Source organism: Salisediminibacterium halotolerans, from assembly GCF_003814815.1.
GTDB lineage: Bacteria > Bacillota > Bacilli > Bacillales > Salisediminibacteriaceae > Salisediminibacterium > Salisediminibacterium halotolerans.
The window spans coordinates 579,106-604,016 of the sequence record NZ_RKQQ01000001.1 but is presented as its reverse complement, the minus strand read 5'-3'; the positions used below and the strand labels follow the sequence as shown (position 1 = coordinate 604,016).

Genomic DNA, 24,911 nt, shown 5'->3' with positions numbered 1-24,911 from the left:
GACCCAGCATCCCGGCTTTCTCCTGCGGGATAGCGGGATAGACGAGACCCTACAGGGCATCAGCCCGAATCGGCTCGGTGCTCGCCCGCGGACTAGTAAGACACGGCGAAGTCTTTTTGAGCCGATGTCGCAGTGATACCTTCAGGTGAAAGAAGCCGGACGATGCGTCGTCATCCGTTCCTTTTAACATGACATTTAATGATGTCATGACTTTGTCAACACTTTGAGAGGGAGTGTCTGCTCCTTCTTTTTTTGTTAGACTGAACGTAACTGACTTAGTTCGGATCGAAGGAGGCAAAATCATGTTATACAGCTGTGCAGAGCATATTGGCGAAGCGCTTGAAGAGTGTGTTGAAGACGGCGGATTGCCGCCGGAGATGGAAAAAACCGATCGTGACGAAGCGTGTTTTTTTTGCGGAGAAAAAGCAGCCTATGTTGTGGAAAAACGCGAACAGTAAAAGTTATTCAGTGCTTGTGCACAGAGTTGTAAACAAGTTTATCCACATAAATGAAATTCACTCGGGGGCACTTTTGTGAATATCCACAGATTTCTTCTGTGCCAGGCCGTCCGTGCTCGGAAATTCAACGGGAAACAATGTGCATATGTGGATAACTTCTGTGGATAACCTGTGAAGAAAGGATGCGAACATGAAAATCAAACTCATTGCCGTCGGAAAACTGAAAGAAAAATACTTAAAACAGGGAATTGACGAATATACGAAACGCCTGTCCGCTTTTGCGACGGTCGAGCACATTGAAGTTGCCGATGAAAAAGCGCCGGAACAAATGAGTGAAACGGAAATCAAACAGGTCCAGGAAAAAGAAGGCGAACGGATTTTGCAAAAAATCCACAAGGATGATTACGTGACCGCCTTGGCGATTGATGGAAAGCAATGGAGTTCTGAGCGGCTTGCAAAAGAAATCGATCAGCTGACGACACACGGGAAGAGCAAACTGACGTTTGTGATCGGCGGTTCGGTCGGTTTGTCTGAAAGTGTCATGAAACGGGCCGATCAGTCATTGTCGTTTTCTGCGATGACTTTCCCGCATCAGCTCATGCGGCTGATTTTGCTCGAGCAAATTTACCGCGCGTTTAAAATCAACCGCGGAGAGCCGTATCACAAATAGCTTGACTGTAAGAAAAGAGAGGATCAGCGCTAATGCTGATCCTCTTGCTTTCCCAGAGGCGTCGGAGGAGAGCTGCGCGGCTTACTTATTTCACGAATCAGTGACCGCCGTGCTCGCCATAGATTTCCAGCTTTTCATCAATAATGCCTTGCGTTTGAAACGGCACGGTCTCTTGGCTGGCTAACAAATACGCATGGTTATAAGGGCCGTCCATCGGATCATCTTCAAAAACCGGGCGAATCTCCGCCATATATTCATAGAGCGACGCACTGATTTCACCGTCTTCGAGCCAAATCAGCGGTGCATGTTTGCCTAAATGTCCGAGCGCCGATCCGCTGATGGCAAACTGAGGATTTTCGGTTGATACAAAATTCAGCCCATGACCGGGTTCTTCCTGGCCCCAGCCGACTAATTCATCGTCGGAACGGTATTTGGCAAATTCGATGCTCATCTCTTCAGGGGTTTCGCCTGCGATTCGGTCAACATCGCCGTACTCATTCAGTTCATTCAGCGTGTCTTCAGAAATAAGTTCTTCGGTTCCGAATACGTACATGGAAGCGTCGCCGTCTCTTGCTTCTAATGCTTCGGCTGTCGCATCGGGAACGCCGTCATCATCAACATACAGAAGCGGCTCGTCCATATGGGCAATCCAGCTGCCGGTAATTAAAGAAAACAGCTGTGCTTCCTCTTCCGAAGAGGCAATGAAGACCGTTTCTGGGGCCTCTCCGCTGAGTTCGGCAAAATACTCATCGATTTCCGCGGTAAATTCAGGAACGGATTCTGTATCAAAATGTTCGGTTGCATAATTGTCGAGCTCTGAGAGGGTTTCCTCTTCAGCTGAACCCATAATCATTACCTCGGTCCCGTTCTCATTTCCCTTTGGGTTTAACCGCTCAATTTCATTGATCGTTTCTGCTGAAATCATTCCGTCCTCCATCAACAGGACCGGGCCGTCATTCGGGTGATGAATCAGTGTCGTTGCGGCTAATGACTTTTGCCATTCGTCTTCCGGAGCTAAAATGACCGTCCCCGGTTGATTGTCTTCATGTGTGGCGGGCCAAACGAGCTGTGAAATATATAAGGCCATATCGCTTGGGCTGTCTGTATCCATCCGCGTGACATTTTTCGTCTGCTGATGACGAAGATCGGCGTTTGCCTCCTCGTTAATCGAATCCGGCTCGGATGCAAATTCTTCATGCTGCTCTTCATCGTGTCCGTGTCCGCTCCCGTTATTTCCTTCGTTATTATGATTGTTCATGTTTTCCTCAGCTGTCTCTTCATTGCTGCTCATGTCATATTGCTGATTGTCAGAATCGGCATTGTCATCAGCTTGATTTTCGGCAGGCTCATTATCAGCACAGGCTGCGAAAAACAAAGGCAAAGACAAAGCTGCGGATCGTGAAACGAACTTTTTCATGTTAATTCCTCCTCTTTCTACGACGTTTTTAATACAGTTGAATTGTAAAACGAATGTTTGCAGAAACAATGCAGACCACGGTGACGCATTCGTTTCAACCGGCAGTTTTCTCCTATACGAAACAGACCAGAATGGAACAACAGTTTTGACACTTTTTGCAGGCTTATATAAGCGGAATGTATGCAATCATTTGTGATATCCTTATTATTTCTCGTTATAACGCCACTTTTCGTACCTCTTTGTTATTTGTTGACACGCGATTGTTATGGTATTGTCATCTGTGTGCAATGCTCGAATATTTCCTGTAAATCAGGTATATACAGCAAATTGACGGATTTCCGGACGATGTCTGACAGACATAAAGGAAATCCGTTTGTATGTCTTTAAAGAGAGAAAATGATCTTCACGCGTTTGTTTCACGAATCTATGTACTTGATGAATACCGGGAAAGATGTTTTAGGAGGCTAACGATGCGAGAACGACGCAGAGGGCTGCAAACTTTCAGCCAAGCAATGAAAACACCTGTTTTTATTATTTCATTAGTTATTGCTGTATCATTTGTTATAATGGGTGTATTTTTACCAAATTTTGAACCATACATCGAAGGGATATTTGCCTGGGTGACGGAATATTTAGGCTGGTCCTTAATTTTAGGCGCCGGAGTTTTTGTTCTAGTCACGATTTACTTAATTTTCAGTCCGCTTGGTGAAATTAAACTCGGCGAGGACGGCGAAAGTCCGGCTTATTCCACGACGTCGTGGTTTGCGATGCTGTTCAGCGCCGGGATGGGAATCGGCTTACTGTTTTGGGGTGTTTCTGAACCGATTAATCACTACGATTGGCCGAAGTTTGCGGAACCGCAATCGTCGGCAGCGATTCATGAAGCGTTGCAGTTTTCCTTGTTCCACTGGGGATTTCATCCATGGGCGATTTATGCCATTGTTGCTGCTTCACTGGCGTATTTTACTTACCGTAAAGGATTGCCGATGCTGTTAAGCTCCACGTTAGAGCCGATTCTCGGCCGGGACGGGATTGACGGCAAAATTGGCAGTACGGTAAATATTATCGGGGTTATTTCGACCCTGTTCGGGATATCAACGTCGCTCGGGTTCGGAGTTATGCAGATCGGCGGCGGATTCGAAGCCTTGTTTGGCATTCCAAACAGTACGGGGTTATGGCTGACGATTATTTTTGTCGTTACGTTGATGGCAATCATTTCAACAACAACGGGGATTGACCGAGGCATCAAATGGCTCAGCCAAGCGAACTTAGGTGTGGCTGGTTCCTTAATGATTTTTGTGTTAATTCTCGGTCCGACGCTGTTTATTCTTGATGCGCTGACGCACTCGACCGGCCAATACTTGCAAAACTTCTTTTCCATGTCTTTTGGCATTGATGCTGCCGGGGAAGGTCAAGAAGGCTGGTACGATGCGTGGACGATCTTCTACTGGGCATGGTGGATTTCTTGGGCGCCGTTTGTCGGCTCATTTATCGCCCGTGTTTCCCGCGGCCGGACAATCCGCAGCTTTGCGATTGGCGTCATGTTGGCACCGACAGCCGCAAGTATTGTATGGTTCAGTATTTTCGGCGGTGCTGCCCTGTTTAACGAGCATTATACAGACACGAGTATTATTGATGCTGTAATGCAAGATGAAGCAGCCGGGTTCTTTGCTTTGTTAGAAAGTTTCCCGCTTACGAATCTGCTGGTCGTTATTGCGATGCTGTCATTGACGGTCTTTTTCGTGACCTCGTCTGACTCCGGTACGTATGTGCTCGGCATGCTTACCTCGAAAGGGAACATGTTCCCGCCGATGAAGCTTCGGATCACATGGGGTGTTTTAGAAGGTGCGTTTGCAGCGGTGCTGTTAATGGCCGGCGGATTATCCGCCTTGCAGACATCAGCCGTGCTCGGCGGCTTTCCGTTTATGATTATCATGTTTTTTATGATTTACAGTTTGATTTACGCACTGAATAAAGAATTGCGCGAAGGGTCCCTTCCTTACGAGCGGTCGCGCATCTACGCGGCACTGGCTGATTTGCAGAAGGAAGACCGCTTCAGTGAAGAAATCATTGAAGAAGAGGATTTAGAAGATGCGTATAACATTTATGAAAATGAAGCAACCGAAGTCATTGATGAAGTGCACTTGGATGACGAAGAAGAGGCGGATGCAGAAGAAGACACTGAAAACGAGAAGGACAAATAATTACCTGACCGGCAGCAGACATTTCCGTCTGCTGCCGGTTTTTTTAAGCAGAAAGACAGGCGTTATCCAGGACAGATTGTGAAGAATTTGCAGATACAGCGCATTAATCGCTGTTAAACCAAGCATATGAACTGAGATCTCTTGTGAAGAAGGTTCAAGCAATTTTACCTTTTTCGAGAGGTTCTATAAAATGAGTGAATGTTAAATAAATTTTTAACATTTTAATGAACTTTAATTTCGGCGCGTCGAAATGAAGCATTCAGTCAACAAGACAATAGGAGGAACAATTTATGAGTATGAAGAAAACCGGCTTAACATCTGTCAGCGCATTGGCGATGGTTGCAGTATTGTCCGCTTGCGGCGGGAATGCTGACGAAAATAATGCTGCCAACAACATCAATGAGAATAATGACACAGCCGACAATAATGTTGAGGAAAACGTTGAAGACAACAACGAGGACGATGAAAATAACGAGAACAATGGTGAGAATAACGAACTGAACGACGAAGCGGCAGGCGATGAGGATGATGTTAAAGTTATTGCTCACCGCGGTGCAAGCGGATACGCGCCAGAGCAAACGGAGCCTGCACTCGACAAAGCGATTGAGATGGATGCTGACTGGCTCGAATTGGACATTCAAAAAACGGCTGATGATGAACTCGTCGCATTTCACGATGATGAAATAGACCGCACAACAGACGGTGAAGGCGAAATTGGCGATCATACATTAGAAGAATTAAAAGAGCTGGATGCCGGTTCATGGTTTAATGAAGAATACCCGGATAAAGCGAACGACGATTTTGAAGGGGCGGAAATTCTCGCCTTGGATGAAATTTTTGAAATGTACGGATCAGAGCAAAATTATTATATCGAAACGAAATCAACTTATTTGAACGAAGATATGGAAGAGCCGATGGTTGATCTTGTTGAAGAACACGGCTTCGATGACGAAGGAAATGTCATCATTCAATCGTTCCATCAAGACAGCTTGCAGGAAATTCATGAGATCAATCCTGATATTCCTTTAGTACAGCTCTTATGGTGGGAAGTTGATGAAGAAACAGGTGAAATGGAAGAATGGCTTGAAATTACCGAAGCGCCCGATGAGATGACAGACGAGCATTTTGAAGAAATTGCTGAATACGCTGACGGCATCGGCCCGCATTTGGAATATTACGACGGAACCGAAGTGATCGATGAAGACTTTGTCCAAACAGCACTTGATCATGATTTTATGTTCCACGTCTACACAATCAACGAAGAAGAAGATATGGAACGTTTAATTGATTGGGGCGTAACCGGTTTGTTTACAGACTTCCCGGATCGTCTTCACGAGGTACTTGATAATCGTTAATGAAAAATAGGAAGAAACAGCCGGCAAAGATACTCTTTGCCGGCTGTTTTTATCAGGGTATGACATTTGTCATCCCCTTCTTTTGACGTTTATGACTTACGCTTCCAAGCTATGCAGTGTACGATGAAGATAACAAATTAAACACGTTAAATAGGTAGGTTTGAAAAAGGAGGTTCAACGATGAGCCAAAAAAATATTGCCGAATTAAAAAAAGACGTCAAACCGTTTGAACAAACGAATTCACTGCAAAGCATGAAACAAATGGTTAATACGTTGTTGCCGTTTCTGCTGTTATGGGGGCTTGCGTTCTATAGTTTACAATGGAGTTATTTGATTTCTATCCCGTTGATAATCCTTGCTTCCGGTTTTCTCGTCCGCACGTTCATCATTTTTCATGACTGCTGTCATCAGTCTTTTTTCAAAAGCCGCAAGGCGAATCGAATCGTTGGGACAATCACCGGAGTGTTGACGCACGTACCGTATGAACAGTGGAAGAACAGTCACAATATTCACCATGCGACGAGCAGCAATTTAGATAAACGCGGCACCGGCGATATGTGGCTTATGACCGTTGACGAATACGAAGATGCTCCCAGAAAAACAAAGATCGCTTACCGATTATACCGCAATCCGGTTGTCATGCTCGGATTAGGACCGATTGTCGTTTTTCTCGTGCAATACCGTTTTAATGTAAAAAATGCACGCCGTAAAGAGCGTCTGAACACGTATATTACGAATGTATCGATTGTTGCTGTATACACGGCTTTAGTTGCGGCGTTCGGCTGGCAGGCCGTCTTGTTGATCCAAGCACCGATTGCTTTTCTGTCCGGAATGGCTGGGATTTGGCTGTTTTATGTCCAGCATCAGTTCGAAGAATCGTATTTTGAACATGATGATGAATGGAGTTATGTTCATGCAGCAGTAGACGGAAGCTCTTACTACGAACTGCCGAAAGTGCTCCAATGGCTTTCAGGAAATATCGGTTTTCACCATGTCCATCATTTGAGCCCCCGTGTGCCGAACTATTATCTTGAAGATGCCCATATTGCCGCGCCTCCGCTGCAGCGGGCAACGAAGATCACACTTTGGACGAGTTTGAAATCACTTCGTTTCCGGCTGTGGGATGAAGAAACAAAATCCTTTGTCGGTTTTCGAGCCGCCCGCCGTTTATCGGCTGAACGCAATCTATGCTATAATAATGGCAACAGACTAACGATGAAATGAGGGACGGAGGGTGAAAAGACGCCATAGAACCTTTATGAAAAACCACGGGCTTTCACCGTATGTATGGATCTTTTTATCCATCCTCCCGTTTTACTTCATTTTTCAGGACTCGACCACATTGGAGATTGCCGTAGGCACAGCCATGGTGGCCGGGTTCTTTTTGAGTTATGGGCTGTCGTTTTCGACGAGAGGCGGAGCAGTCTATGCCGGTGCTGGCGTTCAAATGGTGATCGCCGCAGCGATGACACTTTTATTTGGATATATGTACTTTTTTTTGTTCCTCGCGTATTTTATCGGTCACTTGACTAAGCGCGCTGCATTTTGGACATTCTATCCAATTTTGTTAACGAGTACATTTGCAACGAGCTATTACGGTTTTATCACTCACACTGAATTTATTACGCAGCTTCCGTTCGTCTTTCTCAGCTTAATCGCTGTCATTTTATTACCTGTCAGTACGTATAATAAAGTGAAAGAAGACAGATTGCAGGGACAGCTCGAAGATGCGAATCAGAAAATATCTGAACTGGTGAAAATGGAGGAGCGTCAGCGGATTGCTCGCGATTTGCACGATACGCTCGGCCAGCAGCTGTCGATGATCGGTTTAAAGAGCGACCTTGCGGAAAAACTGCTGGAAAAAGATCCGGGGAAAGCTGCGAAAGAAATAAAAGAAGTGCAAAAAACCGCCCGTATAAGCTTAAAAGAATTAAGGGAACTGGTAACACAAATGCGCGGAACGAAGCTTGAAGATGAGATGGACCGCGTTAAACAACTTTTGGCGGCAGCGAATATCAGCTGTACAGTTGAGGGGTCGTTAACCCTTCCGCACTCACTCGCGATTGCAGAGAGCGTCGTCAGCATGTGTTTAAAAGAAGCGGTGACCAATGTCGTCAAACACAGCGGTGCGGCAAATTGTCATATCAAGGTCGAATCGACGAAAAACGCGTTGACTGTTACAGTAACTGATGACGGAAGAGGCATCCCGAGTTCTGGCAAGCTGAATCACTCTGAGAGCGGGATATCCGGAATGAAAGAGCGGTTGGAATTTGTCAACGGAACTCTGGATGTATCCTCAAATAACGGCACGACCGTTGTGATTCATGTGCCGGGAGATGCCAGAACGTAAAGGGGGAGAACAAGCGATGATAAAAATCGTTATTGCGGAAGACCAAAAGATGATGCTCGGGGCGCTGTCATCGCTGTTGGATTTGGAAGACGATATTTCGGTTTTGGCGACAGCATCCAACGGGCAGGACGCTGAAAAAGCAGTGCGTGAATATAATCCGGATGTTTGTTTACTCGATATTGAGATGCCAAAAATGAGCGGTTTAGAAGCTGCAGAAAAATTGGCCGATCATCCTTGCCGCATATTAATATTAACGACTTTTTCCAGATCAGGTTATTTTCAGCGGGCTGTTAAAGCCGGTGTGCTGGGATATATGTTAAAAGATAGTCCGAGTGAAGATTTGGCTGATGCGATCCGAAAAATTATGCAAGGAAAAAAAGTTTATGCCCCGGAGCTGATCGATCATGTCTACAGCTCAGTAAATCCCTTAACTGATCGGGAAATTGATGTTCTTGAATTAATGGCTAAAGGCAAAAGCACAAAAGCGATTGCGACTGAGCTCTTTTTAACAAACGGGACGGTGAGAAATTATATTTCATCGATTCTTGAAAAGCTTGAAGTCGACAATCGGATTGAGGCCATAACTGTTTATAAAGAAAAAGGCTGGTCAAAATAATCCCCGGCAAGCAGACATGCTTGCCGGGGGTTATTTATTTCGTCGTTGAATAGTTAGGAACGATTCCTTGATCTCTAGCCATCTTGCCTGCAACTTGCGGAGCAAGCCAAAGCATCGGCAGTAAAATCAGCGAGACCGGTACGGCTGTAAAGACAATAAACGATTGCAATGCATCGACACTGCTTTCACCGATAAAGAGGAGAACCGAGGCGACAGCGCCCATCGTGACAGCCCAGAATACCCGGAGCATCGAAGACGGATTGCCTCCACCGGTAACAGCCATCGAAATCGTAAACGACATCGAATCGCTCGTTGTGGCGACAAAGACGATTGTGACTAAGAGGAAGGCGGCGGCAAGTGCAGTGCCGTATGGAATCTGTTCGACAATCGCAATCATTGCCGCAGGCATCCCCCCTGAGTCGAGCGGTTCAGAAACCGATCCGGCCGTTTGCAGTTCGTAAAAAATACCGGAGCCGCCGACGACGGAAAACCAAAAATTCGTCACAATCGGCGCGATAATGGCAACCGCAGTAACCAATTCGCGAATCGTCCGGCCGCGGGATATGCGGCTGATGAAAATCGCCATCATCGGCCCGTAGCCGATAAACCAGCCCCAAAAAAAGATCGTCCAAAAGGAGAGCCACTCGCCGTCTCCGCGATAGAGGCTCGTCTCAAAGAAATCGCTGATGTAAACACCGAAACCGCCGATAAAGGAATCGATAATAAACGCACCAGGGCCGAGCAAAAGCACGAGAATGATTAAGATGAACGTAAATATAACGTTAAAGCGGCTTAAAATCTGGATACCGCGATGCACGCCGGTAACGGCAGAAATGGATGCGATTAAAATCAAGGCAAAAATAATCGTCAGTTGAGTCATAAACGTATCAGGGATGCCAAACAGCGAATTGATTCCGTAAGAAGCCTGCAAGCCGAGAAAGCCGATTGGCCCGATTGTCCCGGCAGCAACCGCGATAATCGAAAAGGCATCCACAAGTGTCCCGAGCACACTTTTATGCATGATTTTTTCCCCGAACAGCGGGTAGAGCAATGTCCGCGGTTTCATCGGCATGCCTTTCGAAAAGTGTCCGTACATCAGAACGATCGCGCTCAAAGTCCCGAGGATTGCCCAGGCAAGAAACCCCCAATCCAAAAACGACTGTGACATTGCTGGTAAAATCGCTTCAGCCGTTCCCGATTCAACTTCGTCGTACATCGGCGGCGATGACAGAAAATGCTGCATTGGTTCTGCAGCAGCCCAAAAAACGCCGCCGCCGGCAAGCAATGTACACATAATGATCGCGATCCATTTAAATGTGCTCATCTCCGGTGTTTGCATATTTCCGAGCTGAACGCGGCCGTATTTCGAAAATGCGATCGCAAGAGCGATTAAAAAGGTCAAGAGCATTAAAATTTGCCAAAATCCTCCGAAGTAAGTCGTTGAAAATTGAAAGGATGTGTTGACCCATTCACCGACAAGGGCCGCATTGAAAAGCGACATAAGAACAAAAACGAGCAATAGCCCGCCGCTGATACTCATAACCGCCCAATCTATTTTGTTTGAATTATGCAAGATTTAGCCTCCTTGATTGTTCAGTCAAGCGTTTTTTTCACACAAGCAATGATTATAACAGATTAAAAAATAAATGCAAACGAAAAATGAAAAACGCTCCGGATCACCGGAGCGTTTTAGACTGTCGACAAAGTCATGACATCGATAGATGTCATATTAAAAGGAACGGATGACTACGCATCGTCCGGCTTCTTTCCGCGGGCGAGCGCCGAGCCGCTTCGGGCTTGGCCCTGCAGGGTCTCGCCTATCTCGCTTTCCCGCAGGATTAAGCCGGGATGCTGGGTCATCCTCCTTGTTTAAAAAAGCGCAGTGGCAATGTTGTTCTGCAAAGTAAGAAAACCACGCAGCCGCTTCCTCCGACGCCTCCGGGAAAGCAAGAGACGAAGATCCGTATTCGGCGGCCTCAGGCCGCCGAATACTAGCTGAGTCCTTGCCCGGGGCAAGCGGAGGTTAGTGGCTGCGCGGCTTACGTCAAAATAATAATTTGTCTACAATCTGAAACGCTCCGGATCATCGGAGCGTTTTTCGGATAATGATCTTTTACGGCAAGATCATCAGAAGCACGGTGATCGTGACAATACTAAGCAACGTAGAGACGAGTGTGACACCGGAGACGTACTTCGGCTGATTATCGAACTGGACAGCATACATAACGATTGTCGCAGCGGAAGGGGTGGCTGCTGAGACGATTAAGACGTTCGCTAACAGCGGATCGAGCGGCATGAACTGCACAATACCGAAGGCGATGATCGGCGAGATAATTAAACGAACGAAAACACTGTACGAAACATCTTTCCACTCGAGCTGACCAAACGTCATTGTCGCCAGCTGCATGCCGAGGATCACCATGACGAGCGGAATCGCCGCTTCTGCAAGAATATCGACCGTGCCCATGATGTTTTCCGGCATTGAAAAGGCAGTGAGCTGAAAAATAAGCGCGAGCATCAAAGCGTATGTAACCGGCATCGAAAATACAGCCTTTACCGCGTATCTCGCCCCGGCATTGCCTTTCGCCGCGTAGTAGACACCGAAAATATTCATGATGATCGCTTGTAAGACCATAAAAGAAACGGCAAAGGCAAAGCCTTCTTCCCCGTAAGCAAAAAGAATGATCGGCGCCCCGTAGTTCCCGGAATTCATGAAGGCGGTCGCCAAGATCCAGCCGCTTTCTTTTTCTTCGGACGCGCCGGCGATTTTGGCCGCGCCTTTATTGACGATAATTAAGGCGAACAGCAGTAAAAAGGCAAACAAAACCATATAACCGTATTGTCTGTCAATGTCTGCATTGTAAAACGTTTGGAAGACAAGGGCGGGCGTAGCAATATACAAAGCGACAACTGAGACAGATTTAATGCTGACACTTTTCCATTTTTGCACCGCAAAGCCGATGGCAAAGACGAGTAAAACAGGGAGCACAACCTCAATAAAAATAGTCACGTCAATTCTTCTCCTTTCTGGCATCTATATTATACGTGAGTCCGCCGGATGCTAAAACCCTCTAGTGTATATGCGGAAATGCTGGAGATCGTGTATGATAGAAATAATCTATTACAACGGTACGAAAAATAAAGGAGGAAAAATCATGAAAATTGAACACGTAGCGATTTGGACGAAAGATATCGAAAATATGCGCGCGTTTTACGAAAACTATTTTGCAGCGAAATCAGGAAACAAATATCGAAACAGCAAGAAAAATTTCGAATCGTATTTTTTGACCTTTCATGACGGTGCGCGCCTTGAATTAATGGCCAATCCGGACGTAAAAAAACGGCCTGTTGCTGACGGAGGCAATCATATCGGTCTGATTCATATGGCGATGTCTTTGGGATCTAAGAAGAAAGTCGATGAACTGACTGTCAAATTGCATAATGACGGATACCCGCTTTTGGATGGTCCGCGAACTACTGGTGACGGCTATTATGAAAGCGTTATACTGGATCCGGAAGGAAATCGACTCGAATTGACAATCTGACAAAAAAGCTTCGTTATGAAATAAAAGATGGTAAAATGATAGGAGATATTGTCTTGAGGGAGGGGTGCGATGGAACGGGCAGATGATGTGCTGCAAACGCTGGAAGCGATGTATGAAGAAGACCCGGAAAGTGTAACGGCAATGTCTGTCGCGAAACGTTTGCAGTTGGAACGCTCAACAGCAAGCCGATACCTTAATGAATTAGTTAAGGCGGGAAAAATCGAAAAAAAGCGCGGGCGTCCTGTCAAATACCGCCCTTTGTCAGAAGATACCGTTCATGTAGAACCTGTCAACGCTTTAACGGAGAACATTCCGATGATCGGAGCGACAGAAAGCCTGGAAGAAGTGATCGAAAAAGGTTTAGCTGCGCTATTGTATCCATCTTCGCCTCTTCATTTGCTTTTAAGCGGTGAAACGGGAGCAGGCAAAAGCTTTCTCGCCGAAACGATCTACGATATCGCCGTTCAACATCATAACCTGGATCCTAAAACGCCGTTTGTGACGTTTAACTGTGCGGATTATGCGCAGAATCCGGAGCTGTTGGTCGGTCAAATTTTCGGTATTAAAAAGGGAGCCTTTACCGGGGCAACGCAAGATGAATTCGGTCTTGTCGCCAAAGCGGACGGCGGCGTGCTCTTTTTAGATGAAATCCACCGTCTGCCGTCTTCCGGTCAAGAAATGCTCTTTTCTTTGATCGATAAAGGGGTCTATCGACGTCTCGGCGAAGCGACGCTCGACCGCCATGCAACGGTGACGATTATCGGTGCGACAACAGAAGCGATCGAACGTTCGCTGTTAGATACGCTTTTGCGCAGGTTTTCCTTTAAACTGAGGATCCCGAGTTTACGGGAGCGCACTGTTGATGAGCGAAGTGAATTTATCCATTATTTTTTAGCGCAAGAATCGCATAAAATGGGCCGTCAAATTGCCCTCGACAGAGAAGCGTATAATCGTTTTCTCCGTTACCGTTGCAGCGGTAATATCGGTCAGCTGAAAAGCGACATCCAAATCGCCTGCGCCCAAGCATTTTTGCGTTTTATGAACGGCGGGACGCAAGTTATTGTAAAGCCGGCGGATTTACCGGATTATGTTCGTCCAGAAGCGGAAGATGTCCCGAAAGTTCACGAAAATACGTATTTAGAGATTGCTTCGGATGTTCCGAACGGAAAAGCGGGCAACGCGCGTAAAATGCCGACGATTTATGAGCGGCTCTTAACGAAACGCGACCAGCTCGGCGAAGCGGATGCAAATGAACTTGATCACGAATTGCGCCAGGAAGTCAACCGATATATCAGCCAGCTCGTGCAGCGTTCTGAAGAACATTTGCACTTGAATAATTGGGGCCAGTATATCGATGAAGATATTACAGCGACCCTTCGCGGCGAAGCGGATGAGATTCGAAAACAAGAAGGATTCGACGTTAATTTGAATCAAATCTTTGTTCTCTCGCTTCATATCCAGGCATACCGGGACCGGATTTTATCGGAAGAGCCGATCCGTTTCTTTCCGGAGATCGGCCGCACAGAAGCGAAATACCACCGTGCCGCGAAAATGCTGGCGACCGCGCTTAGGGACAAAAATAATTTGCTTTTGCCCGAAGAGGAGATTACGCTGCTGGCGCATTTATTTGTCCCTCATTCGGAAGCGTTTGACCGTTCAGCCTCGATTACCGTGCTGATTACGTCGCTCGGGGAATGCACGGCCTCGTCGATGTCTGATGTCGCGAATCATTTGCTCGGTTCCCCTGTAACAGTTTCGCTGGACAGACCGCTCGCGGCGCCGGTTGAACAAACTAAAGCTTATTTGGAAAAAGTTATTCGCAAACAGCCTCACAGTGAAGGGATGCTGATCTTAACGGATATTGATTTGCCGGCAGAATTAAAAAATGTCCTGACAAGCGCCGCTCAGCCTTATAAACTGATTCCGAACGTCCACTTAAACATGGTGACAGAAGCCGGCAGAAAAGTGATGACGCCTCATTACACGCTGGAGGGGATCAGTGAAGAGCTGCAAGCGTTAAACCCGGGCGAACATGTTGCCGGCAATCCATCAGCTTTGCAAAATAAGCCGCGCTTCATCGCAACAGTCTGTTTCACAGGTGAACGTACAGCCTCTTTTTTGAAACATTGGATCGAACAGTCGCTGTCATTTGACGATCAGGATGTTGTTATTGAAGCGGTGCAGATTGATCCGGTTGCGCGCAACACGGACCGGATTTATGAAATTATGGAAGTATACTCGATTATTGCGATTGTCGGCACCGTCCCTGTTCATGTCGGAAATGTCCCATTTATACCTGCTTGGGAAGTACTGCGTGATGAAAAATCTTCAAGGCTCTACGATATCGTACTGTCCACAAGACCTGAAGCGGTGACACCGGCCGAAGCGAATTCATACGAGCCGGTGCAATTCGCAGAAGTGTTGGACTTGATCATGAAAGGTTTATCAGAAATTGTTGAAAAACTTGATGTTTCTTTGTATATATCTGTATTGAAACAGCATATTCACTCGCTCAGGCAGCATTTCCGCTGGGATCCAGAGCGGGAAATCGGCATTATGATGCATTTGGGTATGCTTACAGACCGTGTGTTAATGGAACAACAAACCGGACTTGTTTACACCTCGGAATCGAGGCGGATTGATATTCATTCGCTGGCGCTTCCTGCCGGTGATTTGCATTTGTGGAATCTTGTGCTTGCTGCGCTTGAGGAAGCAAACAGTATTCACTATCCCAATGATGCGGCCGCTGAAATGACCGCATTAAGTCAACCGGCAACAGTTCTCGAAAGTACCTGACAAGCTGTTGTTGCACAGAAATTTCACTGTGCAACAACAGTTCTTTTTTTGTTGGTGCAGACCTGCAGTGTGCAAAGTGTGCAAGAAAACGATTACACACATATGAGAGCGCTTTCTTTAAGCCCTTTCGCGAAAGGGATTAAATTTTTGGCATAGTTCTTGCAATAAAATAAGGGTGAAGCCGATACAATTGATTTCAATTCACGGAAAGGAGGGATGATATGACGATGAGCAAACGCTACGCGATCGCGTATGCGTCCGTATTTTCAGCCATTTGGATCGGGTACGGCTTGTACAGTGTGATTACGGATCAGCCGGGAGCGATGACGATTTTACTTTTCGGTATTGGCTTCGCTATCTTTGTCAGTCTTTTGACGTGGTTTGCAACGTGGATTGTGAAGCATTATCAAAAAATTGATGTTGCGAGTAAAGAAATCCTCGACAGACATCGGGCCGTAAAAGCAGCGAAGAGACGGCAGCAAACATGAAAAAATAAACGGAGGGATTACAATGAGTGAACAAATCAATGTTGTTATTTTGTGCAGTTGGGGAGCGACGTCAAGCTCATTAGCACAGAAAGTTCAAGAGGCGGCAAAAGAGCGCGGACTGGATGTTGTTGCACATGCTGGCGGTACCGGAGAATTTAAAGAAAAAGCATCAACGTATGATGTCGCGCTGTTAGAACCGCAAGTACGTCATTTGAAAAAAGAAATGCAAAAAGTGGCCGATAACGCAGAGATTCCGCTCGCAATGGTTGACCAGCGCGCGTTTGCTTTAATGGATGGGAATAAAGTACTTGATCAAGTTTTAGAACTCGTAAAATAATTATTTCTGCAGGAGGTTTTTAACTATGTTGAATTGGCTTGAAGATAAGCTGATCGGCCCGCTCGGGAAAATAGCGCAAAACATCTATTTGCAGTCGATCCGTGATGCCTTTGTTATTTTTGCCTTGCCGGTTATTATCACAGGGGCGTTGTTTCTGATTATTGCCAATCCGCCGGCCGATTTGGAATGGGGAATCGTTCAGGCATGGGCGAATGCGATTGAACCGATCCAAGGGCAAATAATGTTTCCGTTCCATTTAACCTTTGGACTGGTAGCCTTGCTGGTTGCGTTTGGTGTCGGGTACAGTTTGGCGCAAAGACGCGACATGGACGCGGTTATGGCCGGTATTCTCTCGATGCTTGCCTTTATGATGACTGCCTTTCCGGTCCAGGATATTACTGAAGTGCCATTTGGTGAAGCGCTCGCTTATTTAGGCGGGGAAGGTTTGTTTGTATCGATTATCATCGGTATTGTTGTTACTGAACTTATGCGATTTTTTGTAAATAAAGGTTTGACGATTAAAATGCCGCCGGGTGTTCCGCCTTATGTATTGCGGACGTTTACCGCTCTCGTGCCGTTCTTGGTTATTTTGCCGGCGACGTGGATAATTCAATGGATTGTATGGGCAAACTTTGAAGTGACCTTGCCGCAGGCAGTCATGAGTCTATTTGAACCGCTTGTTGCTGCATCGAACACGTATCCGGCAGCGCTTGGGATGATTTTGATTATGATGGTTCTCTGGTCAATGGGTATTCACGGCATGAACGTTGTTTCATCTGTGGCGTATCCATTCTGGCTTTCGCAGATGGACCGCAACGTGGAAGCGCAGGCTGCCGGTGAAACAGGCGGCGGTATTGTAACCGAGCCGTTCTTTCACATGTTCACGCACATCGGCGGTTCGGGTGTGACGTTAGGTCTTGCGGTCTTTATGCTCTTTGCGATTTCAACACAAATTAAACAGGTCGGTAAAACAGCGATCGTTCCCGCTCTCTTCAATATTAACGAGCCGATTATCTTCGGTTTGCCGATCGTGTTGAACCCGCTCATGATGATTCCGTTTATTTTAGCACCGGTTGTTATTGTGACGTCAAACTTCATCTTGTTTACAACCGGCGTATTGAATCCGGTAGTTATTCAGCCGCCGTTTACGATGCCGATTTTCTTCGGCGGGTTTATTGCCACAGGCGGTCAATTCTTAGCCGGTCTCGTGCAAATCCTAAACGTGATTGTTGCTGCGTTAATTTACTGGCCTTTCTTTAAAGCCTATGACAAGCAGCTGGCGAACGAAGAGAAAGCAGCAGAGCAAGGAGAGTCTGCTGAAAGCTAATTATTAGAATGAGGAGGAATGCATTTTGAATCAGGAAGAACAAGCGTTTAAATTGATCCTCCACGGCGGAAACGCCCGCGGGGAAGCGTATGAAGCGATTGACCTCGCTGAAGAGTTCAAATTTGATGAAGCAGAAGAGAAAATGAAAGCTGCCGAGGCAGAAATGAAAGAAGGTCATCAATACCAGACCGAAGCAGTTCGCGCTTCTGATGAAGGCGTCAATGCAACATTTTTGATGATTCACGCACAGGATCATTTAATGACTGCCCTGGCTGAAATGAATATGGCCCGGCGTTTTATTGAAACGAATCGCAAAATGTATGAGCTCGAACAGCGGCTCGGAAAACTTGAAAGCTAAAGACTCTGATCCTCTCCCGTTAACGGGGGAGGGTCGTTTTTTGATTTGAAACCCTTGCGCGGATTTTTACGTAGAACGGAAGGGATGATTCACTTAAACAGGCAGGAGGAACACGATGACGTTGAAACATACGGCACTTGTCGTCAAACAAGATTTACATAATATTAAGCGGGTTCCGCTTGCCGGGTTGTTAATTTTTGCACTCGCTGTTTTACCGTCGCTGTATGCGTGGTTTAACATCGGAGCGGCTTGGGATCCGTATGCGAATACCGAGGGTGTGGAAGTTGCGGTTGTTAATGAAGACGAAGGGACAACGCTTGAAGGTGAAGCAGTCAATTTAGGCGAAGAGGTGACCGCATCGCTGGCTGACAACGACTCGCTCGGCTGGGCGTTCGTTGACCGGGATGAAGCGGAACAAGGCGTGCGCGAAGGGGAGTATTATGCGAGTATTCAGATCGGTGCCGATTTTTCACAAGACATCGGCGCGTTTTTAGACGGCGAACCCCGCCAGGCAGAAGTGCATTACGAAGTGAATGAAAAAGTCAACGCAATCGCCCCGAAAATGACGGATTCCGGTGCGACAACGGTCACGGGGAAAATGAATGAACAGTTTACAAAAGAAACGTCTCAAGCGATGCTCACAACCTTTGATCAGATCGGTTTGACACTTGAAGAAGAACTCCCGGCGATGAAACGGCTGATGAATGCGGTGTATGATGTCGAGGACAGTTTGCCGGCGGTGAAATCCTATACCGATGCGGCGATTTATCTCGATGAAAATAGAGAAGAGATCGCTTCTGAGCGGGAGAAAGTGTCTGAATTAACCGAATTACACCCGGAGGCAGAAGAAGGAGCGCAGCTGATTTTGGCTGCAGATGAGAAAATGCCGGAGATAAGAGAGTCGGCAAACGAGGCGTTGGAACTTAAAGAATCGCTGCCTGATATGGAGAACCTTGCTGAAGACCTTAGCCGGGTTGAAGACCGTCTGCCTGAATTTGAACAACTTTTAAGCGATGGATTGGATCAAGCGGAACAAATTCAAACGATGCTTGGCGATGCCCGTTCTGAACTGGAAGCGATCGAGGAGGAACTCGCTTCGGCGGCTGCCGCGGAAGCTGATTTCGCCGAAGTGACGTCGTCACTTGAAACGGGCACGTTGACAGAAGATCTCGCCGCTGTTTCCAAGATGATCAGTGAGTCGGCTGAACAGGCGGAAAACGTGCATAATGAGCTTGAACAGTATGAAGAGGTCCTCGATGAAGAGGAATTAGCCGATCTTGCGAACCTGACCGAGGCATTGAATGAAGCTGATGAACGCGTTGAAAAAATCGAAGGTTACGTTTTAGAACTGCTGGAAGAAGAGAATATCGACACTCTCGAAGAACAGCTGGAAACGAGTATTGAAGACGGCCAAGCTCAGCTGAAAAACGCGCAAGAGTATATCAAAGATGTCGATGAAGCTTTTGCCAAAGCAGAGCGCTCGGCTTCTCAAGCTGAAGAAGGCTTAACGCAAGCGGAGGAACATTTCCCGCAAATCGAAACCGTGATTGCAGACCTCCAAAAGATAAGCGGAGATTCGTGGGCGGAGATGCAAAGCTCTTTGGAAGCGGCGGAAGATTTCATTCGTTCCGATCTTCCTGTCATGGAAGAAAAAACAGCCGATGCAGCCGTGTTTATTCGGACAGATTTGCAGGAAGCAGAAGAGTCAGCAACAGAGATTGTCAATGAGGTGGAGAGCGCCGCTCCGGTGGTCGATGAGGCTGTGACTGCGGCTGCGGATTTTGGACGCTACCGGCTGCCGGATATTGATGACGGGGTATCACAAGCGGCGGATGAATTGCGGGAGCTGGAAGAAGAGCGAACCGTATCGGAATTGATAGATGTTTTGCAAAATGACTTGGCCGATGAGAGTGCCTGGCTTCGTGAACCGGTCACTTTAACAGAAAACCAGCTGTTTCCGGTGCCGAATTACGGCTCAGCGAATGTGCCGTTTTATTCTGCGCTCGCTTTATGGGTCGGCGCTCTGTTGCTGGCGAATTTAGTCAGCACCGGGCTTATCGGTCCGGACCGGCAGGAAAAGTTCACTTCAGGCGATGTTTATTTCGGGCGCGGGTTCTTGTTTATCATTGTCGGCGCATTGCAAGGGTTGATCGTCAGCATCGGTAATTTGATGCTGCTCGGGACGTATGCCGAGCACCCGGTGATGCTCGTTACCGCGAGCATCTTTATCGGCGTTGTGTTTATGCTGATTGTATATACGCTCGTATCCGTTTTTGGCAACATCGGCAAGGCGATCGCGATCGTATTTCTCGTTTTGCAATTATCGGCCGGCGGCGGGATGTTCCCGATCGAGACGGCGCCGCCGTTTTTCCAAGCTGTTCATCCGTATTTGCCGTTTACGTATGCGATTGATCTTTTGCGCGAAGCGGTCGGCGGCGCTGTCGGTTCAGTGGTGCGGTACAATGTGATGATTTTGCTTTCAAGTGCGGCACTGTCCGTGCTTGTCGGAATTTTTCTAAAGCCGCTGTTAGCAGAGAAAATTGAGAAAACGTCGGAAAAATCGAAGTCAAGCCGGCTGATTGATTAAGGCGTGATAGCGTAACGGATTTGAAAAAATTCGTATAAAAACAGCTGGAACAGGGAATAGCAACGGTATCAAGCATAAAAAGGAGTGATTGTATTGAACACAGATTATCAGCTCGTTGATTCCCAAGGGAATGCGATCTCATTTGCTGAACAGATCCAAGGGCGTCCGCTCACAGCCGCTGTTTTTGTCCGTCATCTCGGTTGACCGATCTGCCGCGGGCATCTCATGCAGTTGCATGAGCAAATGGACAAATTTCATGAACGTGATGTGCGGGTGTTTGCCGTCGCACCGGCAAAACCGGAAATGATCTCATCGTTTTTGCAAGCATTTACAGGCCTGCCGTTTCCGCTTTACGGCGATCCGGATAAAGAGGCCTTTTACGGGCTCGGCCATGTGACGATGCCGAAAGGAAAACTGTTAGCAAAAGCAGCATGGGCCGGTGTCACCGGGCAAGTGAAAAATATTATGCCGAAAGATCAAAAGCAGCGCGATGTTGTGATGACGTCGATGAAACAGTCGGACGTATATATTCAAGGCGGGACATGGCTGTTTAACGAAGACGGCGAGCTGCTGTTTGAGCACCGCGATGCATCGCCTGAGGATCACGTGTCGGCCGAACGGCTTTTGCAATTAACGGATTATTATTTAGCGGAAAAACCGCAAAGTTAAAGGAGCGTTTGACGTGAGTTTGCTTTATGTAACGGCCAATCCGAAAGAAGTACATCAATCTTACGGTCTGCAAGTCGGCGAACGGTTTATCAACTCATACCGGCATGAACATCCTGATGAAACCATTGAAACAATCGATTTATTTGCTGAAACTTTTCCCCGGCTTGATCAAACCGTTCTCTCGCTTTGGGAACGGCACGGAAGCTTGAGTGAAACGGAAACGGCTTCGATTGAGAACCGTTACGTCAAGCAGTTCAAACGGGCTGAAAAAGTCGTCTTCGTGACCCCGCTTTGGAATATGAGTATTCCGCCGGAAATGAAAGCTTATGTCGATCAGCTTATTGTTCCCGGTCATACGTTTAATTTTACTGATAAAGGGATTGAGGGAACGGCAGGCGGAAAAAAGATCCTTCACATCCAAGCGCGCGGCGGTGTGTATTCGGAAGAACCGATGGCGGGATTTGAACACGGCGACCGTTATTTGCGGACGATTTTTCGTTTGATCGGGATTAAAGATTATTACCATTTGCCGATTGAAGGCACGAGCACATTTCCTGATGAGGCGAACATCCGCTTGCAGCAAGCACTTGAGGAAGCGGAAACACTGGCAAAATCGTTTTAATGATAATCACCCTGCCGACGTTGCGGCAGGGTTTTTTAGTATTTGCAAAAAAGTCGCAATCTTCGTTCATATTTCATTGAACAATGGCGGGCGATCTAGTATACTTGTTGATACATTTTAGCCGAAACCCTATCGGGACAGGCAATGAGGATACTGGAGAGAAGGAGTTTTTTTGATGAAAGTGGTGAAGTTTGGCGGAAGTTCACTGGCAGACGGGGGCCAGTTTAAAAAAGTAACGGATATTATTCTGATGGACCCTGAACGAAAAATCATTGTCGTTTCTGCTCCCGGCAAACGTTATGACGGTGATACAAAGACGACAGATTTGCTGATTCAATTGGCGGATCGCGTTACAGAGCAAGGCGATGAACAAGACGCCTTTCGAGCAGTGATGGCCCGCTTTGAAACGATCGTCACTGAGCTTAAGCTGCCGGCAGAAGTATTGACGGATATCGAAGAGCACTTAGCGCGGTTAATAGAGACGTATCGAGACGACGCTGAACGCTTATATGACGGCCTGAAGGCCAGCGGCGAGAATCAAAATGCCAAGTTGATGGCTGCCTACTTGCAGCAGCGCGGTGAAAAAGCTTCGTATGTCAGTCCGGATGAGGCAGGGATGTATGTGACAGACGATCCCGGAAATGCGCAAATTCTTCCGGAGTCTTATGAGGCGATGAAAACGCTTCGTGACCGCGAAGGGATCTTAGTTATTCCCGGTTTTTTCGGGTACTCGAAAACAGGCCATATTGTCACGTTTCCGCGCGGAGGCTCCGATATTTCCGGTTCGATCGTTGCTGCAGGAGTTGAAGCGTCTGAATATGAGAATTTCACTGATGTGGACTCGGTTTACAGCGTAAATCCCGCTCTCGTTGAGACGCCTTATGAGATGAAAGAAGTGACTTATCGGGAGATGCGTGAACTGGCTTACTCCGGTTTCTCGGTTTTTCATGATGAAGCGCTCCTTCCGGTCGTCAAAAAGAGAGTGCCGATCGTTGTCAAAAACACCAATCACCCGCAAGCTGAAGGCACACGGATTATGGCGGAACGGACGCCGGATGATATGCCGGTGCTGGGGATTGCAAGTGATAAAGGGTTTGTCAGCATTAACTTAACGAAATATTTAATGAACCGCGAAGTCGGCTTCGGCCGCCATTTGCTGGAAATTTTTGAAGCGGAAGAAGTATCATTTGAGCATACGCCTTCCGGGATTGATAATATGTCTGTCATTATCCGTGAACATCAGCTGGAAAACGGAAAAGAAGAACGGATTATTCAGCGGATTCAAACGGAATTGAAAGTTGAAGATGTTCAAATTGAGCGCAATTTGGCGCTCGTGATGGTTGTCGGCGAGGGCATGGCCCGAACAGTCGGAGTGGCGTCAAAAGCGGCAACCGCGCTCGCAGAGGCGGAGGTTAATATTAAGATGATCAACCAAGGTTCATCGGAGACGAGCATGATGTTCGGTGTCGATGCCGCCAAGGCCGATCTCGCAGTGCAAAGCTTATATTACGCCTTTTTCGAAAAACAAAAAACCGTTCAATAATCAAAGCACCGGCTGAAAAAACAGCCGGTGCTTAGTTATGATTATTGATCGTCATCAAACGGCAGGGTGACCGGCCGGTCGCTGTGATCGAGCCCCCAAACGGAGACAGTTCCTCCGCGGACAGGAAATTCCGCTTCTCCGTTGTCATCAATCGTTATTTTCCCTTCATGATTGCCGGTGACATCGACCCACGTTTTTCCGCTGTGCTCAACGCCGACAGCCATATGTTTAAACCCGTCTTGATCGTTTGACAAGACGACAGCGCAGCCGGAGCCGCTGTGTTCATCTGTTCCGCGGCGCACCCAGCCGATCGTTGACGGGTGATCGAAATATTCGATCTGCTCCCCGTAGGCTAAATGCGCGCGTGCATCCAGCAGCGGGTCAAGTTGTTCTTTTTTAGACGGGATGGGATCATCGCCGCGAATGCCGATGTAATCCCCGTAGAAGACGCAGGGAAACCCGTCTTCGCGCAAGAGAATCAGCGCGTAAGCGAGCGGTTTAAACCAGTCGCCGACCCATGACTCAAGCGATTCGCCCGGCTGAGAATCGTGATTGTCGACAAACGTAACCGCATGAAGCGGATGGGCTTCAACAAGCGTTCCGTCAAATATCGTCCGCAAATCAAACTCTTTTCCTTTGAGCGCGGCGTCAAAAAAACGGTAATGAAGACCGACGTCAAACAAGTGTATTTGGTAATCGACTTGATTAAGAAAGGCTTGTTTCGCGTCGAAATCGGCATTCCAAAATTCTCCGACGAAATAAAAATCATCACCAAACTGTTCGCGCATCTGCCAAACAAAATCACGGATAAAATCATGGTTGATATGCTTAATCGCATCGAGGCGGTATCCGTTGCAGCGGGTCGTTTCGGCGAACCATTTGCCCCAATGCATCATTTCGTCATAAACCGCTTTAATATGATAATTAATATTGGCGAACATTAAATAATCATAATTGCCGAACTCTTTATCAACATTTTCACTCCATTCGCGGTTTTCGCCGCATATTCGGTAAATGCCGTGACGTCCGCGCCGGGCATCGTAATCGGTTCCGTTAAAATGGCGATAGTTCCAGCGGAAATTAGAATGCTTGCCGTTTCGGACCGGGAAATCGAATTTCGTCCAGCCGTCGATTTCAAACGGCTCGGAAATCACTTCTTGACGGTTGTTCGGGTCAACTTCAACGACATCAAATGCTTCGGTTTTTTCGGCGCCGGCTTTATGATTCATTACGACATCCGCGAGCACTTGAATGCCTTCATAATGGCATATTTCAATCGCTTGAAGGAGTTCCACTTTCGTACCGTATTTCGTGCGGATGCCGCCTTTTTGATTAAACTCGCCGAGGTCATAGCCGTCATAAACTCCGTAGCCGTTATCGTCCTGGGTGATGCCTTTACAGGCGGGCGGAATCCAGACTGTATCGATGCCGTGAGAATGAAATTCCGGGGCTAAAATCGCAAGGTCCTCCCAATGTTTGCCGTGCTCAGGAATATGCCATTCAAAAAACTGCATCATCGTATGATTTTTTTTCACGTCTTTCTCCAGTCCGAAGCCGACCGTTTACGTC

At 47.1% G+C, this 24,911-nt stretch carries 23 protein-coding genes; 18 read left to right on the top strand and 5 right to left on the bottom strand.

Features of this window, described 5'->3' with window-relative positions:
• Positions 1 to 49: 49 nt before the first annotated feature.
• A complete protein-coding gene (locus EDD67_RS13785) occupies positions 50 to 208 on the bottom strand; it encodes a hypothetical protein (RefSeq protein WP_154718771.1) in 159 nt (52 codons plus the stop codon).
• A 94-nt stretch (positions 209 to 302) separates the two neighbouring features.
• Between EDD67_RS13785 and EDD67_RS02690 the strand changes: the two genes are divergently transcribed.
• The gene (locus tag EDD67_RS02690) at positions 303 to 458 is read left to right on the top strand and encodes a CxxH/CxxC protein (RefSeq protein ID WP_121440464.1); all 156 of its coding nucleotides are present in this window, start codon (positions 303 to 305) and stop codon (positions 456 to 458) included.
• Between the two features lie 190 nt (positions 459 to 648).
• Positions 649 to 1,128 carry a 23S rRNA (pseudouridine(1915)-N(3))-methyltransferase RlmH gene (rlmH, locus tag EDD67_RS02685; protein ID WP_121440463.1) on the top strand — a complete coding sequence of 160 codons (480 nt, stop codon included), beginning with the start codon at positions 649 to 651 and terminating at the stop codon, positions 1,126 to 1,128.
• Positions 1,129 to 1,225: 97 nt separating this feature from the next.
• On the opposite strand, the gene EDD67_RS02680 is transcribed toward rlmH, so the two are convergent.
• On the bottom strand, positions 1,226 to 2,545 hold the full coding sequence (locus EDD67_RS02680) for a cell wall-binding repeat-containing protein (protein WP_186805994.1): 1,320 nt from the start codon (positions 2,543 to 2,545) through the stop codon (positions 1,226 to 1,228).
• 470 nt (positions 2,546 to 3,015) lie between these two features.
• On the opposite strand from EDD67_RS02680, the gene EDD67_RS02675 reads away from it, so the two are divergent.
• From EDD67_RS02675 to EDD67_RS02655, 5 genes are all read left to right on the top strand, one after another.
• On the top strand, positions 3,016 to 4,749 hold the full coding sequence (locus EDD67_RS02675; RefSeq protein ID WP_121440462.1) for a BCCT family transporter: 1,734 nt from the start codon (positions 3,016 to 3,018) through the stop codon (positions 4,747 to 4,749).
• Positions 4,750 to 5,039: 290 nt separating this feature from the next.
• On the top strand, positions 5,040 to 6,104 hold the full coding sequence (locus EDD67_RS02670) for a glycerophosphodiester phosphodiesterase (protein ID WP_242006050.1): 1,065 nt from the start codon (positions 5,040 to 5,042) through the stop codon (positions 6,102 to 6,104).
• Between the two features lie 180 nt (positions 6,105 to 6,284).
• Entirely contained in the window at positions 6,285 to 7,328 is a 1,044-nt protein-coding gene (desA, locus tag EDD67_RS02665) for a Delta(5) desaturase DesA (protein ID WP_121440461.1), read from the top strand.
• Between the two features lie 10 nt (positions 7,329 to 7,338).
• Positions 7,339 to 8,454, top strand: a complete 1,116-nt coding sequence (locus EDD67_RS02660) for a sensor histidine kinase (protein ID WP_121440460.1) — start codon at positions 7,339 to 7,341, stop codon at positions 8,452 to 8,454.
• Positions 8,455 to 8,470: 16 nt separating this feature from the next.
• Complete coding sequence (locus tag EDD67_RS02655; protein WP_121440459.1) at positions 8,471 to 9,070, top strand: response regulator transcription factor; 600 nt, start codon at positions 8,471 to 8,473, stop codon at positions 9,068 to 9,070.
• A gap of 34 nt (positions 9,071 to 9,104) precedes the next feature.
• Here EDD67_RS02655 and EDD67_RS02650 read toward each other — a convergent pair whose 3' ends face one another.
• Entirely contained in the window at positions 9,105 to 10,646 is a 1,542-nt protein-coding gene (locus tag EDD67_RS02650) for a BCCT family transporter (protein WP_121440458.1), read from the bottom strand.
• Positions 10,647 to 10,778: 132 nt separating this feature from the next.
• Here EDD67_RS02650 and EDD67_RS13780 point away from each other — a divergent pair, with 132 nt between their 5' ends.
• On the top strand, positions 10,779 to 10,943 hold the full coding sequence (locus EDD67_RS13780; protein WP_158638256.1) for a hypothetical protein: 165 nt from the start codon (positions 10,779 to 10,781) through the stop codon (positions 10,941 to 10,943).
• A 240-nt stretch (positions 10,944 to 11,183) separates the two neighbouring features.
• On the opposite strand, the gene EDD67_RS02645 is transcribed toward EDD67_RS13780, so the two are convergent.
• On the bottom strand, positions 11,184 to 12,080 hold the full coding sequence (locus EDD67_RS02645; RefSeq protein ID WP_121440457.1) for an AEC family transporter: 897 nt from the start codon (positions 12,078 to 12,080) through the stop codon (positions 11,184 to 11,186).
• A 145-nt stretch (positions 12,081 to 12,225) separates the two neighbouring features.
• Between EDD67_RS02645 and EDD67_RS02640 the strand changes: the two genes are divergently transcribed.
• The 10 genes from EDD67_RS02640 (at position 12,226) to EDD67_RS02595 (ending at position 23,342) form a co-directional block, all read left to right on the top strand.
• Positions 12,226 to 12,615 (top strand): VOC family protein, encoded by a 390-nt coding sequence (locus EDD67_RS02640; RefSeq protein WP_093074445.1) that lies wholly within the window; start codon positions 12,226 to 12,228, stop codon positions 12,613 to 12,615.
• A gap of 69 nt (positions 12,616 to 12,684) precedes the next feature.
• On the top strand, positions 12,685 to 15,411 hold the full coding sequence (locus EDD67_RS02635) for a sigma 54-interacting transcriptional regulator (protein WP_121440456.1): 2,727 nt from the start codon (positions 12,685 to 12,687) through the stop codon (positions 15,409 to 15,411).
• 221 nt (positions 15,412 to 15,632) lie between these two features.
• Positions 15,633 to 15,899 carry a hypothetical protein gene (locus EDD67_RS02630; RefSeq protein ID WP_121440455.1) on the top strand — a complete coding sequence of 89 codons (267 nt, stop codon included), beginning with the start codon at positions 15,633 to 15,635 and terminating at the stop codon, positions 15,897 to 15,899.
• Positions 15,900 to 15,921: 22 nt separating this feature from the next.
• Positions 15,922 to 16,236: a PTS sugar transporter subunit IIB gene (locus EDD67_RS02625; RefSeq protein WP_093074451.1), complete on the top strand. Its 315-nt coding sequence runs from the start codon at positions 15,922 to 15,924 to the stop codon at positions 16,234 to 16,236.
• A gap of 25 nt (positions 16,237 to 16,261) precedes the next feature.
• Complete coding sequence (locus EDD67_RS02620; RefSeq protein WP_121440454.1) at positions 16,262 to 17,563, top strand: PTS sugar transporter subunit IIC; 1,302 nt, start codon at positions 16,262 to 16,264, stop codon at positions 17,561 to 17,563.
• Positions 17,564 to 17,588: 25 nt separating this feature from the next.
• Positions 17,589 to 17,921 (top strand): PTS lactose/cellobiose transporter subunit IIA, encoded by a 333-nt coding sequence (locus tag EDD67_RS02615; protein WP_093074455.1) that lies wholly within the window; start codon positions 17,589 to 17,591, stop codon positions 17,919 to 17,921.
• Positions 17,922 to 18,036: 115 nt separating this feature from the next.
• Positions 18,037 to 20,508: a YhgE/Pip domain-containing protein gene (locus EDD67_RS02610; protein WP_121440453.1), complete on the top strand. Its 2,472-nt coding sequence runs from the start codon at positions 18,037 to 18,039 to the stop codon at positions 20,506 to 20,508.
• A gap of 207 nt (positions 20,509 to 20,715) precedes the next feature.
• On the top strand, positions 20,716 to 21,177 hold the full coding sequence (locus EDD67_RS02605; RefSeq protein WP_277872131.1) for a peroxiredoxin-like family protein: 462 nt from the start codon (positions 20,716 to 20,718) through the stop codon (positions 21,175 to 21,177).
• 13 nt (positions 21,178 to 21,190) lie between these two features.
• Positions 21,191 to 21,799, top strand: coding sequence for an FMN-dependent NADH-azoreductase (locus EDD67_RS02600; RefSeq protein WP_121440451.1), 609 nt, complete (start codon positions 21,191 to 21,193; stop codon positions 21,797 to 21,799).
• Positions 21,800 to 21,974: 175 nt separating this feature from the next.
• Positions 21,975 to 23,342: an aspartate kinase gene (locus EDD67_RS02595; protein ID WP_121440450.1), complete on the top strand. Its 1,368-nt coding sequence runs from the start codon at positions 21,975 to 21,977 to the stop codon at positions 23,340 to 23,342.
• Between the two features lie 41 nt (positions 23,343 to 23,383).
• On the opposite strand, the gene EDD67_RS02590 is transcribed toward EDD67_RS02595, so the two are convergent.
• Positions 23,384 to 24,877: an alpha-amylase gene (locus EDD67_RS02590; protein ID WP_121440449.1), complete on the bottom strand. Its 1,494-nt coding sequence runs from the start codon at positions 24,875 to 24,877 to the stop codon at positions 23,384 to 23,386.
• Positions 24,878 to 24,911: the final 34 nt, after the last annotated feature.